Below are 16,100 nucleotides of genomic sequence, written 5' to 3'. Positions count from 1 at the left end.
TAAAATTTACAGTATACAACTATTTTACATCATGTAAGGAGTTTTGAACTTGCTAAAAAACAAAAGAGTAATTGTAACTGGAGCAGGAGCAGGCATTGGAAAAGAGATTGTGAGACTTTGCTTAGAGGAAGGGGATTCAATTATTGCTTGTGACGTGAATGAAGAAGCTTTAGTAGAGCTAGAAAGATCAATGAAAAACACCAACTTATCTACATATACAGTAGACGTTAGTTCTTATAAAGAAGTTGTTCGCTTTTTTGAATGGATTGATGAAAAAGGCGAGGAAGTACATGCCCTAGTAAATAATGCAGGGATTTATCTTGCACAAAATATATTAGATTACACTGAAGAAAGCATTGATTCTGTATTAAATATTAACGTCAAAGGAGCCGTCTATTTTTCGCAGCTTTTTGCGAAGAAACTGATGGGGGATAATGAAAAAGGAACAATTGTTAATATGTCCTCAGTATCAGGAATGGAAGGAAGCTCTGACGCCATTTATGGGCTGTCAAAATCCGCTATATTAGGATTAACAAAAAGCTGTGCTATAAACTTCTCTCCACATATTAGAGTAAATGCTGTTGCGCCCACAATGGTTGATACAACGATGATGAAAAGTATTCCAGAGTGGCGAAAGCAAGAATATTGGAACAGTCAGCTCATTCAAACACCTGTTACAGCTAGGGATGTAGCTGAAACGGTTCTTTTTCTCTTATCTGATAAATCTAAGCACTATACAGGAGCAACCTTTGATCTCAATAATGGAGGATATCTAAGATAAAATTCACAATAAAAAGAAGAAACCTATATTTTAATCAATTGTTGAAATATATGGAAGATAGTTTTATAATGATAGCTGTTAGAACTTTCTAACATTGAGCAGAGTTTAGTAGAGTAGAGGAGAGATAGTAAAGATGAGTAAAAATGCATTTTATGAACAAGTTGGCGTTGCGATGACGTGCAGATCTTACGAAGAGTATGAAAAGATGTTCGACTTGAATCTGGAACAATTTAAAGGTGAAAAAGTGCTAGACGTTGCTGCAGGAGCTTCTTCTTTCACAACAAGTGCTTATCATAAGGGATATGACGCTTACGCAGTAGATCCTTTGTACAATCTATCTGTAGAAGAGATGAGAAAACACGGCGAAGAAGAAATTCAAGAAGCTAGCCGTAAGCTTAAAAAAGGGGCTCGTACTCTTTTATGGGATTCCTATAAGACGCTAGAAGAACATGATAAAATTCGAAGAGACTCGTTTTCCTTATTTATGGAGCAATATACGCAAAACGAAAAAGAGCAACGCTTTTTTCACGGAGCGCTCCCGCATTTGCCTTTTTCAGATCACACTTTTTCTCTCTTGTTGTGCAATCACTTCCTTTTTTTATATGAAGAACAATTTAATTTCCAATTTCATGTAAAAGCAATGAAAGAAATGATTAGGGTTACAAAAAAAGGTGGAGAAATTCGAATTTATCCGCTTGTTGGATTTAATCATGAGATTTATCCATATTTAAATAACCTAATAGAAACACTAGAAAACGATTACGTAGAAATAAAATTACTTCCAACAACATTTCGATTTATGCCAAAAGCAACCGAAATGCTCGTTATCTATAAAAAATAGAAGAAAAAGGCTCCCCATTTTAAAATGGGGAGCCTTTTCATTTAATAAAAGACTATTTTCGTATAAATTATCGCTTATTTGACTACTTACTGTGTCTCTGAGTTATTTCGTTCTTTTACTGAAGCAAATGAAGAGTAAATGAGAAAGACTATTTCTACGCAAAGGGTATATATCATTGAATGATCAATAACATTTCTAATTCCTAATCCAGAGCGGCTTTTTTATTTTTTTCAATCATTCCACCAAAAACGTTCATTAAAGTATATATATTAGAGAACGTCCGCAATTGATTGTAGACTTAAACAGACATTGAAAAGAATGTATTTCTCTTAAAACACATCTATCCGTAGAAGTACACCTTTATGGACGTTCACTTTGCGAACTATCTGTTTGTGTTCACTTTTTATGGAATGGAAAGGTAATTAATGGTTATGTAAATTTTATGCTTGTTCATAATAGAAAGGCTTTGTTAAAGAATATGGTGTAGCGACTAAATATCTAGACCATTATTTGAGCTGGTTCCAATTCTTAGACGCTATCAAACATATAAAAGATAACTTTACGATAATCAAAATGGTTTTAGACAGTTGTTCTTTCTCAGTTAACACAACTTATGATAAACTAAGGTTATCAGAATTTTCAAAATAATGGAACGTTCATTGTTCCGTTAAAGGGCCAGTTTAAAGGGATTAAATTGGAGGGAATAAAAAATGGATGTAAAGACACTTTTGTTACAGCAATGGGCAAGCTGCTTAGATGAAGAAGACTGGTTTCCACCACTTGAAAAAGTGCTAGAGGATATTACTTTTGAACAGGCAATTTGGAAACCAGCTGATGGAGCAATGAATTCCATTTGGGAATTAGTTTGTCATTTACTTTTCTATGAAAAGAGATTTCTGATGCGATTTCTTGGTGAAACAGCGAATGAACCACAGGCAGAAAATAATGAATCTACATTTCGATTACCAACTGAGACGTTAGAAAATTGGGAGGAAACAAAACAAGAATACTTTTATGTTCATCGTGAACTTGGAAAAATACTAGCAAAATCAGAACATGAAGATTTGTATAGACAGATCCCAGGAGAAGATAATTCATTAGTGCTTGAACTGAAGAGTTTAGCAATGCACGACGCATATCATATTGGGCAAATTGTATTCCTTAGTAAAATGCAAGGAGCTTGGCCAGAGAAACGCAGCTTTTAAAAAAGCTTCATTAGCTTTACAGTTATTCCATTATAGGGTGCTTTAATGGAATAAGAACGGGAACGTCCAAATCGGACGTTCCCATATTTTATACCTAAAAAACAACAATACTACTTAACAAAGCCTAATAAATAGTGGTAGTAAAATAAAAGCATATAGGAAAGGAAAAGTGATTAATGGTGAAGCTAAAAGATAAAGTAACTATTGTAACAGGCGGCGCAAGTGGAATTGGTAAAGCTACAGTTAAATTGTTTGTAGAGCAAGGGGCTAAAACAGTCATTGCTGACTTTTCTGAGAAGGGTCAAAAGTTATCAGATGAATTAAACAGAGAAGGTTTTGATACTTCTTTTGTTAAAACCGACGTAACAAAAGAAGAAGATACAAAACATATGATTACATCAACTGTAAAGAAATATGGAAAAGTAGATATTCTTTTTGCAAATGCCGGAATTGCCCATGATGGATCAGCACATGAGTTAACATACGAAGATTGGAAAAGAACGATTGATATTAATTTATCAGGTGTTTTTTTAAGTAATAAATATGCGATTGAACAAATGAAAAAACAAGGTAGTGGAGTTATTGTCAACTGTGGATCTATACATAGCCATGCAGGGAAAGCTGGAGTTACAGCTTATGCATCTGCAAAAGGCGGCGTTAAACTCCTTACTCAAAGTCTTGCCCTTGATTATGCAAAAGAAGGCATTCGTGTAAATGCCGTTTGTCCCGGTTATATTGACACACCTCTTATAAAAGGAAGAAATGAAGCAATTACGCAACATTTAGTTAGTCTACATCCAATGGGAAGACTAGGAAAAGCAGAAGAAGTAGCCAAAGCCGTTTTATTTTTAGCTAGTGAAGATTCTTCCTTTATTACAGGTTCTACTTTAATGGTAGATGGAGGATACACAGCACAATAACATTTTAGTTAAGGGAAAGAGCACGTTTTATTTGTTTAGAGTAGCTTGATTATGGTGATGTTATTTTAACGAACAAGCAATTATTCGGAGTATTTCGGAAAAAGAATCCTTGGTGGAAGGAAGCCTAATGTCCCCAGGGTTCTTTTTTTGTGTGTTGGGTTCCTTTTTATGATTATGTAAACCTTGGATGTATATGCTCTACAAGTTTCCTTAGTTCAACTAACGACTAACGGGACAACATAACTAAATTAAAAATTTATGGTAAACCTAAATAAGACAAAAGTTTAAAGGAGAGGATTTATATAAAAAAGTACAAACCGTTGATAATCAACAGGTTTGTGCTTTTTTTTACTTCTGCGAACATGTTTTATGTTAACTAAAGATGAATAGCGTATAAAGTGAAAAAAATAGAAAAACCTACTGATTGGGGTGCAGTTCATAACTTGGGTGATCTTTTTTCTTACATTTAAAGCATTGCTTTCTTTTTTAGACTTTTGTGTTATGATGAGTCAGCATGTATTGGATGGTGGAGATCTTGATAATAAAATCAGTGGCCGATGTGACAACTGCCATTTGTCTTACTTCAAAAGTTCTGTAAAAGGTGGCATATTCTTACGTAAATGCCAAGAAGAAGAGTATTTAAGTATGGATGATTATATAGTAAAAAGAGAAGGTTTTTACCCTTCTCTTTTTTTAATTTAATCGTGTTTTCACTTTTTTTATTCGTAGAACCTTAAAATTATAATATTTTATGTTATAGGTTCTTATCATTTATTTTATGTAAACTAGGAATGAATGTCTTATACATAGTGTTTTATAATACAATTATTGTTAAAATTGAATTAAAAGGATAAATGAAGGGGGATTTTTTATGTTTCAAAGTTTAGATAGTTTTTTTAAATCTTGGGAATATGAAGCGAATGCTACTCAGAGACTTCTAAACAATTTAACTGATGGGTCGCTTAAACAGGAAATTACTTCACAGAATTGGACTCTGGGACGTATTGCTTGGCATACAGTAGCTGCCATTCACATCATTGCTTCAAATACTAACTTAACGTTTGAAGCACCTTCTGAAGATTGGCCTGTTCCTACTTCGGCTCAGTTTATATCAGACAGCTATCATCAAGCAAGTGACGCATTTGTACAAGCATTAAAAACTCAATGGATCGACAAAACGTTAGAAGAAAGAATAAACTTTTTGGGTCAGAAAATACCAAATGGGTCACTTTTAATGTTTTTAATACAACATCAAAACCACCATCGAGGACAAATGACAGTTCTTATGAGACAAGCAGGATTAACTGTTCCAGGTATTTACGGACCATCAAAAGAAGAATGGGCGAATTTTGGTATGGAAGCCCCAAAAATGTAACATTAAATATATAAGAGTAAACAAGTGAAAGCCCTTAATAAAAGGGCTTTTTGTATGTGATTTCCGATAATAACGATTATGTTAACTAAAAGTATATAACATATACATGTTGACAAATATTATTTTATAGTAATGTTTTTTATATGGAGGTGGAGAATTTGAAAACAATCGGATTATTAGGTGGAATGAGTTGGGAATCATCAAGTGAATACTACAGAATTATTAATCAAGCTGTAAATAGAAAGTTAGGTGGGCATCATTCTGCTAAATGTGTGATGTATTCCATGAATTTTGAGGAAATAAAAAGATTACAACATAGTAATCGATGGGACGAAGCTACAGAATTAATGATTAAAGGAGCTCAACATATTGAAAAAGGTGGAGCTGACTTTTTAATTATCTGTACAAATACAATGCATAAGATGGCAAGTGAGATTCAACAACATATTACGATTCCTCTCTTACATATAGCAGATGCTACAGCTAGGAGAATTAAAGATCAGGGAATTAATAGAATAGGATTGCTTGGAACAAAGTTTACAATGGAAGAGGATTTTTATAAAGGTACACTGATAGCTAATTATAATCTTAAAGTTAATATTCCGACTCAAGAAAAGCGTCAAGTTGTGCATGATATTATTTACAAAGAATTATGTTTAGGGAAAATCAAAGAAAGTTCCAAAAAGGAGTATCAAAAAATTATAAATGATTTAATGAACAATGGAATAGAGGGAGTAATATTAGGGTGTACTGAAATTTCCTTATTAATTAATCAGAATGATATCTCAATACCTATATTCGATACAACAGAAATACATGCACAAACAGCAGTTGATTATGCGTTAGGGATACTTTAGAAAAATAAACAGGATTCATATGCTTCAAAATAAAGGTTTCCAATAACACTCATTATGTTAATTTTAATTATCTAAATGTACATACACAGCTTACTGATTATAGTCGAAGTAAATATTAAATTAACCCAGAATTACCTTCAATTCTAGTAAGGTAATCTTTAATTTTTTCAATATCCTGTTCAGGATCAGCCAATGCTACATAGCCATCGGGTCTAATTAGGAGCATAGATCTTAAGCTAATTCTAGTTTCCTTCAGGGATGTTGTCCATGGAAATTCATAAGGTTAGCACCTATTAATTTTGCCTTCGCTGCTATCTTATTTAGTATACTAGTTCATTGGAAATTACCTCCTTGGGTTATCGTTATCCCTAGGGCTATTGGAGATTCACTTATTACACTCTTTTAATTACATGTATTACAATATAAAGAAATCGAGGTACTTACCTTTATGAACTTAAAAGTTCAGTTCACAGTGGTTTTCATTTTAAGTGCTATATCGATTATTGGTTTTGGATTCTTGGCTATTTTGGTGAGCCAGGATCGAATTGTTCATTTTGACAGTACAGTTATCTCTTTCGTGCAGGGTTTTGAATCTCCAATATTAACGTCTATAATGAAGTTTTTTACTTTTATTGGGTCTTTGCCTGCAATCATTGTACTTTCTGTTCTAATTATGTTTTTTCTCTATACAGTACTAAAACATCGGTCAGAACTTATCTTATTTGTGGCTGCTATTCTAGGTTCTAGCATTCTGTTTCGCATATTAAAGCAGATTTTTCAAAGAGAACGTCCTAATTTGCACCGACTTATTGAAATAAGTAGTTACAGCTTTCCTAGTGGTCATGCAACAACTGCCTTTGCTTTTTATGGAGTTTTAGCCTTCTTGCTTTGGCGACATCTTCCTACACAATGGGGACGTACAATTTTAATTCTTCTTAGCGTCATCATGATTCTTGCTATTGGAACTAGCCGCATTTATTTAGGGGTACATTATCCTAGTGATGTGCTAGCTGGTTATTTGGTGAGTATTTTCTGGCTTACAATTATTATTTGGCTCTATCAGCGATACAGGGAAAAAGTTTATAACCGAAAACACCTGAATGACAATCAATGATGAAATGGGTATTTTTCCAACAGGTACGCAATGAAGTCAGTAAACGTATTCAATATTTTGTAGAACCAAATAAATAACTAAATTATAAAGCAGCCTAGATATTAATAGGCTGCTTTATGTCTTCCTAGAACATGTTTTAGGTTAACTAAAAGTAAAACAGGAATAGTAAAATAACGTGTAACAATAGAATTTTGCTAACTATATTTATGAAACGTTTAAGAGATAAACTTCCAAAGCCTCCATTGCCACCTGTTCATCACACCCATCTACCAGTAGTGTGATTTCATCCCCTTCTTTGACGACTAAATCCATAATCCTCATGATATCTTTTCCACCTGCAGTTTTTCCATCTTTAGAAAGAATGATTTTACTCTCAAACGCAGTCACTTTGCGTACAAATAAAGCTGTATGTCTCGCTTGAAGTCCCCGAGGTAATTTAACTATAAGCTTCTTCATCAACATAATCTCTCATCCTATTCTATCTACTTGTTCTTATCTCTTCACTTCATATAATTGGTAATATAGCTAACTTTGTATTAGATGTTTCTTTAAATACTTATTCTTTAAAAAGATATAGCGATACTTTAAATGTTAGAGGTGGGTCAGCCGAGATACATGTAAAAGTGGTCCATAGACTTACTCTTTTGACTTTATTAATGGATTAAAGTTAAATTAGCATAATATTCACTTGTTTTTAGGTTGGCAACGCCTTAATCCTCCTGCAATTTCAAAAATTCGTGATATATAAGCCATCATATAAATTCCTTTGTTATTTATTCTAGCGTACTTTTTTTATATAGCTAATGCTTATATCTTATATCTAGATATGCTTCACAGTCATTTCTAAGTCGTATATACTAAAACAATAATAAGGAGGAGTCATTTATGGAATTAAGAGTGTTGCGTTATTTTCTTACAGTTGCAAGGGAAGGAAACATCACCAAGGCTGCTGATTTTCTGCATGTTACCCAGCCAACGTTATCAAGACAATTAAAAGAGCTGGAACAAAAGTTAGGGAAAAAACTATTCATTCGTAGTAGTCACAGTATCATTCTTACCGATGAAGGCATGCTTCTGCGAAAGAGAGCTGAAGAAATCGTTCATATGGTCGATAAAGTAGAGGCAGAATTTAGTTCCATGGAAGAAACAATAAGTGGCGATGTTTACATAGGTGGTGGGGAAACAGATGCCATGAGACAGATTGCAAGAGTAGTAAAAGACTTACAGTTAAGTTACCCCAATATACGGTATCACCTTTACAGTGGAAACGAAGAAGACGTGACTGATCGACTTGACAGGGGATTGCTTGACTTTGGCATTTTAATTCAACCTGCAGATTTATCGAAGTACAATTATATTAATATCCCAGCCAAAGATGTTTGGGGAGTTGTAATGAGGAAGGACAGTCCTCTTGCCGTCAAAAATACCATTCAAGCAATGGATCTATTAAATGTTCCACTAATCTGTTCACGACAGGCTATGCAACAAACATATTCCAAAAATGAATTCGCGGATTGGTTTGAGGAAAATTTTGATAAATTAAATGTTGTCACTACATATAATCTTGCCTATAATGCTGCCCTTATGGTTGATGAGGGTATTGGTTATGCTATAACTCTTGATAAAATAGTAAATACGTCTAGTGATAGTAACCTTTGTTTTAAACCTCTAGAGCCAAGACTTGAATCTGGCTTAAATATTGTTTGGAAAAAGCATCAGGTTTTTTCCATTGCTGCTGATATGTTTTTAAAAAAAACGAAGGCGAGATTTTCAAATACTTTATCAGATGTATAGGAAAATCTCCTGAGCATATTAGGAGTTATTTATTATAATGTATTCCTCTTATTTTATAATCTCAATGAATCTAAACATCATAACGTTTATCTTATTAAGAAAGGCATTTATATTCCTTTCTGTAGAAATAAAACATAATAAGAGTTTGTACAAGATAAATGAAAAATACGTAACAGAAAATATGCTTAATTGAAATCAGTCCATAAAGATAAATCTAAAGGAAAAGAAAAAGCACAAACTCATTGAATAAAAGCTATGGAGGAAGTTGGTTTTAAAAAACAATATATGAAATTCTTCTATGTTAGTACTTTAAAATCTATATAAATTACTGAAAAGAAATAAAAAGGCTGTCGAGAAGACCTCGACAGCCTAAACTTTAGAAAATGAATAGATTTTAGTTTTATCTTCTCTTGTAATTATTACTAAGGTTGACTTGTTGGTCCAATTGTAAACTCATTAACGTTCGTATCTTCTGGTTGATCAATCACGAATGCCACAACATTGGCAACTCGATCAGATGTAATACCGTATTGTTCGTACAACGCAGTCATACCTTCTGAAGTATTCTTATCCGTAATCGTATCCAACAATTCCGTGTTAATCGCAGCTGGATAAATAGTTGCTGTGCGGATGTTAGTACCTTCCTGTGCAGATTCCATGCGCAACACTTCCATTAAATCACGAACAGCCCACTTTGTTGCGCCATAAACTGCACCGCCTGGATAAGCTTTAAGCCCAGCTACGGATGAAGTAGTGATGATATGTCCAGACTTTTGCGATGTAAAGGTTGGCAATACGGCGGCGATACCATTCAATACACCTTTAATATTAACGTCAACCATACTGTTCCACTCGTCAGTTTTTAATTCGGAAAGTGATGAATTAGGCATGATTCCAGCGTTCAAGAAGATGACATCGACACCACCAAAAGTGTCTTTAGCTAGTTGAATAAGCTGCTGGCTATCATCTGGATTAACAACATCTGTGACACGATAAGTAGCTTCTCCCCCAGCTTTTTGAATTTCCTCAGTCAATGCTTTTAATTTGTCTTCGCGACGAGCGCACAAAACAATTTTAGCCCCTTTATTGGCCAATAATTTTGCAGTTGCTTTACCAATTCCAGATGAAGCTCCAGTAATTATAACTACTTTGTTTTCAATTGCCATCTTTGTTCCTCCTTTGCATATATGGTGAGTTTATCCCATAGAGTTAACTCTAACGCAAGAGAGAATTTTAATCATGTTAGAGACTAGCCAACTAGCTTCATAATTTTCAAAGTTCCAATTTATCCTATTTGTTGCATTTAGGGAAGCATAAGCTATAAAGAAATAATAAAGAAAGAGCCATCTGTATTTATTCATCTAAAATACAGGCGGCTCTTTCTATTAGTTAATAATAGGGATTTCTATTTTATTGTTTTATGAATTTCTTCGGTTCCGTTATTTAATACGTCTTGTAATACCAGCAGTTATGCTTAATGACTTCTATTGTTTTTTTGTTTCTTCCATCTGGACCTCTATATTAGTGTTTCTTTCTATAAACATGTCATATCTTTGTTGTAACGTAAAATCCCCATCAGAACATCAATCAATAAAATATTTAATTTCCTTAATAGGCATGTCAATGGCTTTCAGGTATTCAATTATTTTTAAGGCGTTGATATCGGATTCTTTAAACAATCGTGTTATGTTGGTCCTCCGTTCTACAAAAGGCGTAAGTCCCTCCTTGTTGTAATAACGCAAGGTATATGATGGAAGATTCAATTTTTTTGCAACAACAAGAAAGTAATGTCAAACTCTTAATTACATATACAAGTTCTCCTTTATAATGTTATAGTATATGCGCTTAAGAAATGCCTAATAGACATATCTTGATATGAGATATAAGTATTTGATATATGTAAAGAGCACGCTAGAATAAATAGCAAAGCAGTTAATAATTTTCGTGTGAATGAGTCTACTATCTCATCTTTCTATTTTGATCAAAGTATTCAGAAGATTTAAACCGAGATTATTTAGCACAAATTATTAAAGCTTTACAATGAAAAAAATAAGAAAGGAGTTATTTTAAAATGAAAAAAAAACCTATTATCAAGTGTGTACTCACAGTGATAACATTGGGCCTGCTTTTATTCCTGACCATCGTTGGCATTACATCCAAAACCAAGGCTGATGCTACATCCAAGGCTGGCGTTGAAGTTGCATCCACGACCGACGTTGCATACAAACCGGACATGTCCAATGGAGCAGACAACTTTTACAAGAGCAACAAGGTAAACAAGAAGAAGGTTTCGTTTAAAAATCAATACAACATGGAAGTTGTAGGGAATCTTTTTATTCCCAAAGGGTTGAAGAAGAACACCAAAAATCCCGCAATCATTGTCGGTCACCCTATGGGCGCAGTAAAAGAACAAAGTGCGAACCTGTATGCCCAGAAAATGGCTGAAAAGGGATTCGTTACGTTGTCCTTGGATTTGTCTTTCTGGGGAGCGAGTGAGGGTCAGCCTCGCAACGCTGTTTCGCCGGATATTTATGCCGAAGATTTCAGTGCTGCGGTGGATTTCCTAGGCACCCGGTCGTTTGTTGACAAGGATCGGATTGGTGTTCTTGGGATTTGTGGCAGTGGGAGCTTTGCCGTCAGCGCAGCTAAGATCGACCCGCGCATGAAAGCCATTGCGACGGTCAGTATGTATGACATGGGTGCTGCCAACCGTAACGGGCTTAAACACTCGCAGACTCTCGAGCAAAGAAAGAAGATTCTCGAAGAGGCAGCAGAGCAACGCTATGTCGAGTTCACAGGCGGTGAAACCAAATACACCAGTGGGACCGTACATGAACTAAATGAAAACTCTACTGCCATTGAGCGTGAGTTTTATGACTTCTACCGCACTTCAAGAGGTGAATACACGCCTAAAGGTTCGTCGCCAGAACTTACAACGCACCCGACGCTTACCAGCAATGTCAAGTTCATGAATTTTTACCCATTCGAAGACATAGAAACGATTTCTCCTCGTCCGATGCTTTTTATCGCGGGTGAAAACGCTCATTCTAGAGAGTTTAGTGAAGACGCCTACAAGCTAGCAAGCGAACCGAAGGAACTCTACATTGTTCCAGGTGCAGGTCATGCGGATCTGTACGACCGGGTGAAGTTAATCCCCTTTGACAAGCTCGAGTCCTTCTTCAAAGAAAATCTGAAGAAAAAATAAGGCTTGTATTGAAGGTCGTAGAATACTTTGCGTGAAACTACTGTGTGAATCCCGAATATTTTGTCGGGATTCACTTTTTTCGTCTAATAGAATAAAACTCCTTAGATGGAATTTATTTATCAATTCTAAGCTGAAATTTTCTATGCCTTGCGAACGGAATAAATCAAGCAGGAGAGAAGAGCGATGTGGAAGGTACCAGAATAACAATTGGTGATTGGGAATTAGTTTCAGTAATGGAAGACAATCCAACTACTCGATTATTTCTTAGTAAGCTCCCGACAACTGTGAATTTTTGCGATTTGGCAGGAGGAGAGAAAGTCGGTGATGCTCTACAGGCTCTATCATGTTTTAGTATATCCATTTTAGAAATGCCCAATGAGCATACTTTGATATTAGATATAGGTATTTGTTATATACAAAAGGCACAGCTAGAATAATTAACAAAGGGTGAATACAACAGTAAGAAAGGATGTTTCTAATAATGTCTACTATTCAAAATAAAATTGTTGTCATTATGGGTGCGTCAAGTGGTATTGGTGAGGCAACCACCAAGAGACTGGCAGAAGAAGGAGCCAAATTAGTCATTGCGGCACGTCGTGAAGATCGTTTGAAAGCTCTCGTTGAATCATTACCAAATGCTGATATTTCATATGCTGTTGTAGATGTTACGAATAAAGACGATGTTCAAGCAGTTATCGATTTGGCAGTCGAAAAATATGGTCGTGTAGATGTACTCTTCAATAATGCTGAAGTCATGCCACATTCACCACTTTCAGAAACACGCTTTGATGAATGGCGTCAAATGTTAGACGTCAATATCATGGGTGTTTTAAATGGAATAGCTGCGGTGTTACCGATCATGAAAAAACAACAATCTGGTCAGATTGTTACAACTGACTCCGTAGCCGGACATGTTGTTTTTCAGCAAGGTGCTGTTTATTGTGGGACTAAGTTTGCTGTTCGAGCCATCATGGAAGGCTTACGCCAAGAGGAACGTGAAAATAATATCCGCAGCACGCTTATCTCTCCAGGAACGGTAGACACTGAGCTTCATACAACCATTAATAATCCAAAAAGACGTGAATGGGTGGAAGATCTTCAGCGTACGATTGGTTTACAATCCAGTGATATAGCGGATGCAATAGCTTATGCGATTAGCACACCTGAAACAGTTGCGGTAAGCGAAATAATCATTCGCCCAACTAAACAAGTTGACTAATAGATGTTGCGAATAAAGGAACCTTTATTAAAGGAAAATTAAAATTAAAAAATGAATCTAAGAGGAAATAAATATGGAGGATGCATAAGCTGTCAGACGAAAGTTAACGGAATTCTTTGGAATGAACCTTTAAAATTAATTGTCCCCAAAAAGCTATGGAGCAATTAATTATTTATTGAAGAAAGGAATTGTTTTTTTGGCTAAACGAAATAATTTGCTTATCTATATATTAACCATAGGTGTTTTCGGAATTATAAACACTGAAATGGGTATTATTGGGATATTACCTACCATTGCTGATCACTTTCACGTCAGTGTATCTAAAGCCGGATTGCTAGTGAGTCTGTTCGCTCTGGGCGTTGCAATAGCCGGTCCTACTATGCCTTTATTATTTTCGGGTATAGATCGGAAGAAAGTCATGTTACTTGTACTTGGAATTTTTATTATTGGTAACATTGTTTCTATTATTGCATCGAACTTTACAACTGTATTAATCGCTCGTGTAGTCCCTGCATTTTTTCACCCGGTTTATTGTTCTTTAGCATTTACAGTAGCTGCTGACTCTGTTAGCAAGGCAGAAGCTCCAAAAGAAGTTGCCAAAGTGCTTATCGGTGTATCTGCAGGTATGGTACTTGGTGTACCTGTCGCAAGCTTTATTGCGAGTACAGTTTCGCTTAAAATGGCGATGGCATTCTTTGCCGTTGTGAATATTCTCGTATTCATTGCCACATTATTATTTATACCATCTATACCTGTTAAGGAAAGACTTTCTTACGGAGAACAATTATCTGTCTTAAAAAAGTTTATTCCTTGGGTGTCTATTGTGGCTGTTATTTTATTAAATTCATCCATATTTGGAGTTTATAGCTATCTTGCTGAGTATCTGAAAACGGTTACGAATATGTCATCAAATATCATTAGTTTCATGTTAGTCCTATACGGAGGGGCCAATATGGTGGGAAACGTGGTGGCAGGGAAATTACTTACTAATAATGCTATCAAATCTGTAGTAGCATATCCTGTTGTCTTAGGAGTTGTTTACATTATTTTATTCTTTTTTGGACAGTTTAACATACCTATGGCCATTATCACTTTAATTTGGGGAATTCTAGGTGGCATAGGGGCTAATATTAATCAATATTGGATTATGTCTTCAGCTCCTGAATCTCCTGATTTTGCTAATGGGTTATTTTTAACATCTGCGAACTTAGGGACAACCATTGGCACAGCTGTAGGTGGCTTATTTATATCACAATTAGGTACACCATACGTCGTATTAGTGGGATTGCTATCGTTGATATTAGGGTTGGTATTTATTTTAATAAGAAACTATATGGGTAGTCCTATAAAACAACCTTCTAAATAAGGAACTAATTCGACTATTCCCTAAGATCATCTACTCTACTATTGTTTAAAATTAATTTTAAAAAAAGATTGAATACCGCTATAAGAAAAGAGAAGGATATACCCTTCTCTTTTCTTATAGCCTATTATTAAACAAGTTCAGAGGGAAACCACATTACAAGTTATCACGTAATAAAAATATATAACAAAAAAACCTAATTAACTTATTATATGATGTAGAGAATGTGTCTAGATTAAAACCCGTCCGTAAAAGCATACTTTTACGGACGGGTTAATTTTACTTTTGTTCAGTATTTTTGATATAGAAAGGATTGATATTTTCTATTGGAGGGTTTTAAAATCTATAATTTCACAAAATTACCGATTTGAACACTTTTTCCAATAGTTGTATTATCTAATATAGAGAAAATAATTATAGGAGACCGTATAATGTTTAAATATTTTTACAAAGGTAAGTTTATTTTGCTTATTTTATCATCTTTGTTAGTTGCTTTTCTGTTTGGTTGTGGAACAGTTGATAAAATGGAGTTTTACGGTGATACAAAAAGTACAGAGTTGCCAGAGGAAGTAAATGGTATATATTTAGGCGCAACAGAAGATAAAGTTGAAGAGGTACTAGGAAAACCTGACTTTATTGAAAAGTCAGAGGATAAGACGTTTAATAATCTTATCTATGGACGAGATAAGGAAAACCCAGAAATAGAGTTACAAGTTTCTGACGGAAAGGTCAATAGATATTTCTTCTTTAGTAACAAATATAGTTCAATAAAAGGTATAACAAAGGGTAATTCTAAAGAAGATATTCTAAAGAAGTATGGTGAAAAATACTATCAGAGAGATGAAACAGGCTTGAAAATAATGGGGTACTTTGATAAAAAGAGCAAAGTAAATATAGAATTTTCTCTTGCTGATCATGTAGAAGGAATTATGGTATCAAAGATTGATTAAGATTTTCATACTATATTCGTGGATCTATTAAAGTCCTGTTCATAAAGAAGTAAGTTGCTTAAAAATGAAAGAAGATTCTATAAATGAAATGGATAGCTCCCATTCTTGTTATTATCATCAATATTGCCCTTTTCCCCATAGCTGTTCTTATAGGAGCTTTTGGCGGTAATATACTGGGTTTTTGTTTAGGAATAGCCTATATTTTAGGTCCTCCCAATTTAATTTTTCTTATTATATATTTAGGGATTAAACGGGCAGATAAAGAAAATAAGTCTGTACCTAATCATAAATGAAAATAAACTTCACACGTATGGTGAACAGGAAAGGCAGCTAAATAATATATTTAGCTACTTCTTTATCTCTTATTAATAATTTAGTTAAGTCGGGTAAGCGAGGGGCATCGCTGCCCCTAACTCCCCTAAGAACCGTACGTGAGCCTTTCAACTCATACGGCTCAAGCCTCCCATTGCAGGTCC

At 34.7% G+C, this 16,100-nt stretch carries 17 protein-coding genes and 2 pseudogenes; 16 read left to right on the top strand and 3 right to left on the bottom strand.

All coding sequences use genetic code 11. From position 1 onward, the window contains the following. Positions 1-49: 49 nt before the first annotated feature. The 9 genes and pseudogenes from BM012_RS16460 (at position 50) to BM012_RS16425 (ending at position 7,093) form a co-directional block, all read left to right on the top strand. Entirely contained in the window at positions 50-781 is a 732-nt protein-coding gene (locus BM012_RS16460; protein ID WP_061805740.1) for an SDR family NAD(P)-dependent oxidoreductase, read from the top strand. Between the two features lie 133 nt (positions 782-914). Next, positions 915-1,622 (top strand): class I SAM-dependent methyltransferase, encoded by a 708-nt coding sequence (locus BM012_RS16455; protein WP_061805739.1) that lies wholly within the window; start codon positions 915-917, stop codon positions 1,620-1,622. 480 nt (positions 1,623-2,102) lie between these two features. Next, positions 2,103-2,270 (top strand): annotated as a pseudogene (locus BM012_RS26895) (IS1595 family transposase); the annotation flags it as partial. Between the two features lie 62 nt (positions 2,271-2,332). Beyond that, positions 2,333-2,827, top strand: a complete 495-nt coding sequence (locus BM012_RS16450; protein WP_061805738.1) for a DinB family protein — start codon at positions 2,333-2,335, stop codon at positions 2,825-2,827. Positions 2,828-3,006: 179 nt separating this feature from the next. After that, positions 3,007-3,747, top strand: coding sequence for an SDR family NAD(P)-dependent oxidoreductase (locus BM012_RS16445; protein WP_061805933.1), 741 nt, complete (start codon positions 3,007-3,009; stop codon positions 3,745-3,747). 519 nt (positions 3,748-4,266) lie between these two features. Then, positions 4,267-4,449 (top strand): DUF8096 family protein, encoded by a 183-nt coding sequence (locus tag BM012_RS16440; RefSeq protein WP_167360148.1) that lies wholly within the window; start codon positions 4,267-4,269, stop codon positions 4,447-4,449. A gap of 169 nt (positions 4,450-4,618) precedes the next feature. Continuing rightward, on the top strand, positions 4,619-5,122 hold the full coding sequence (locus BM012_RS16435; protein WP_061805736.1) for a DinB family protein: 504 nt from the start codon (positions 4,619-4,621) through the stop codon (positions 5,120-5,122). Between the two features lie 158 nt (positions 5,123-5,280). Further along, the gene (locus tag BM012_RS16430; RefSeq protein ID WP_061805735.1) at positions 5,281-5,979 is read left to right on the top strand and encodes an aspartate/glutamate racemase family protein; all 699 of its coding nucleotides are present in this window, start codon (positions 5,281-5,283) and stop codon (positions 5,977-5,979) included. Between the two features lie 517 nt (positions 5,980-6,496). Further along, complete coding sequence (locus tag BM012_RS16425) at positions 6,497-7,093, top strand: phosphatase PAP2 family protein (RefSeq protein ID WP_307843888.1); 597 nt, start codon at positions 6,497-6,499, stop codon at positions 7,091-7,093. Between the two features lie 204 nt (positions 7,094-7,297). Here the strand turns inward: BM012_RS16425 and BM012_RS16420 are convergent, their stop codons facing one another. After that, positions 7,298-7,555, bottom strand: coding sequence for an HPr family phosphocarrier protein (locus BM012_RS16420; protein ID WP_061805733.1), 258 nt, complete (start codon positions 7,553-7,555; stop codon positions 7,298-7,300). A 423-nt stretch (positions 7,556-7,978) separates the two neighbouring features. Between BM012_RS16420 and BM012_RS16415 the strand changes: the two genes are divergently transcribed. Continuing rightward, positions 7,979-8,887, top strand: a complete 909-nt coding sequence (locus tag BM012_RS16415; protein WP_061805732.1) for a LysR family transcriptional regulator — start codon at positions 7,979-7,981, stop codon at positions 8,885-8,887. A gap of 422 nt (positions 8,888-9,309) precedes the next feature. Here BM012_RS16415 and BM012_RS16410 read toward each other — a convergent pair whose 3' ends face one another. Next, the gene (locus BM012_RS16410) at positions 9,310-10,053 is read right to left on the bottom strand and encodes an SDR family oxidoreductase (protein ID WP_061805731.1); all 744 of its coding nucleotides are present in this window, start codon (positions 10,051-10,053) and stop codon (positions 9,310-9,312) included. Between the two features lie 239 nt (positions 10,054-10,292). Then, positions 10,293-10,650: pseudogene (locus BM012_RS16405) on the bottom strand (MerR family transcriptional regulator). Positions 10,651-10,958: 308 nt separating this feature from the next. On the opposite strand from BM012_RS16405, the gene BM012_RS16400 reads away from it, so the two are divergent. The 6 genes from BM012_RS16400 (at position 10,959) to BM012_RS16375 (ending at position 15,917) form a co-directional block, all read left to right on the top strand. Continuing rightward, positions 10,959-12,092: an alpha/beta hydrolase gene (locus BM012_RS16400; protein WP_061805730.1), complete on the top strand. Its 1,134-nt coding sequence runs from the start codon at positions 10,959-10,961 to the stop codon at positions 12,090-12,092. A gap of 185 nt (positions 12,093-12,277) precedes the next feature. After that, entirely contained in the window at positions 12,278-12,529 is a 252-nt protein-coding gene (locus BM012_RS16395) for a cyclophilin-like fold protein (RefSeq protein WP_061805729.1), read from the top strand. Between the two features lie 44 nt (positions 12,530-12,573). Further along, positions 12,574-13,311, top strand: coding sequence for an SDR family oxidoreductase (locus tag BM012_RS16390; protein WP_061805728.1), 738 nt, complete (start codon positions 12,574-12,576; stop codon positions 13,309-13,311). A 196-nt stretch (positions 13,312-13,507) separates the two neighbouring features. Beyond that, complete coding sequence (locus BM012_RS16385) at positions 13,508-14,677, top strand: MFS transporter (RefSeq protein ID WP_061805932.1); 1,170 nt, start codon at positions 13,508-13,510, stop codon at positions 14,675-14,677. Positions 14,678-15,105: 428 nt separating this feature from the next. After that, positions 15,106-15,624: a hypothetical protein gene (locus BM012_RS16380; RefSeq protein WP_061805727.1), complete on the top strand. Its 519-nt coding sequence runs from the start codon at positions 15,106-15,108 to the stop codon at positions 15,622-15,624. Between the two features lie 83 nt (positions 15,625-15,707). After that, the gene (locus BM012_RS16375; protein WP_061805726.1) at positions 15,708-15,917 is read left to right on the top strand and encodes a hypothetical protein; all 210 of its coding nucleotides are present in this window, start codon (positions 15,708-15,710) and stop codon (positions 15,915-15,917) included. Positions 15,918-16,100 lie beyond the last annotated feature (183 nt).

Origin of the sequence: Priestia endophytica DSM 13796 (genome assembly GCF_900115845.1) — a bacterium.
GTDB classification, from domain to species: Bacteria; Bacillota; Bacilli; order Bacillales; family Bacillaceae_H; genus Bacillus_I; species Bacillus_I endophytica.
This window is presented reverse-complemented; position numbering and strand designations above follow the sequence as displayed.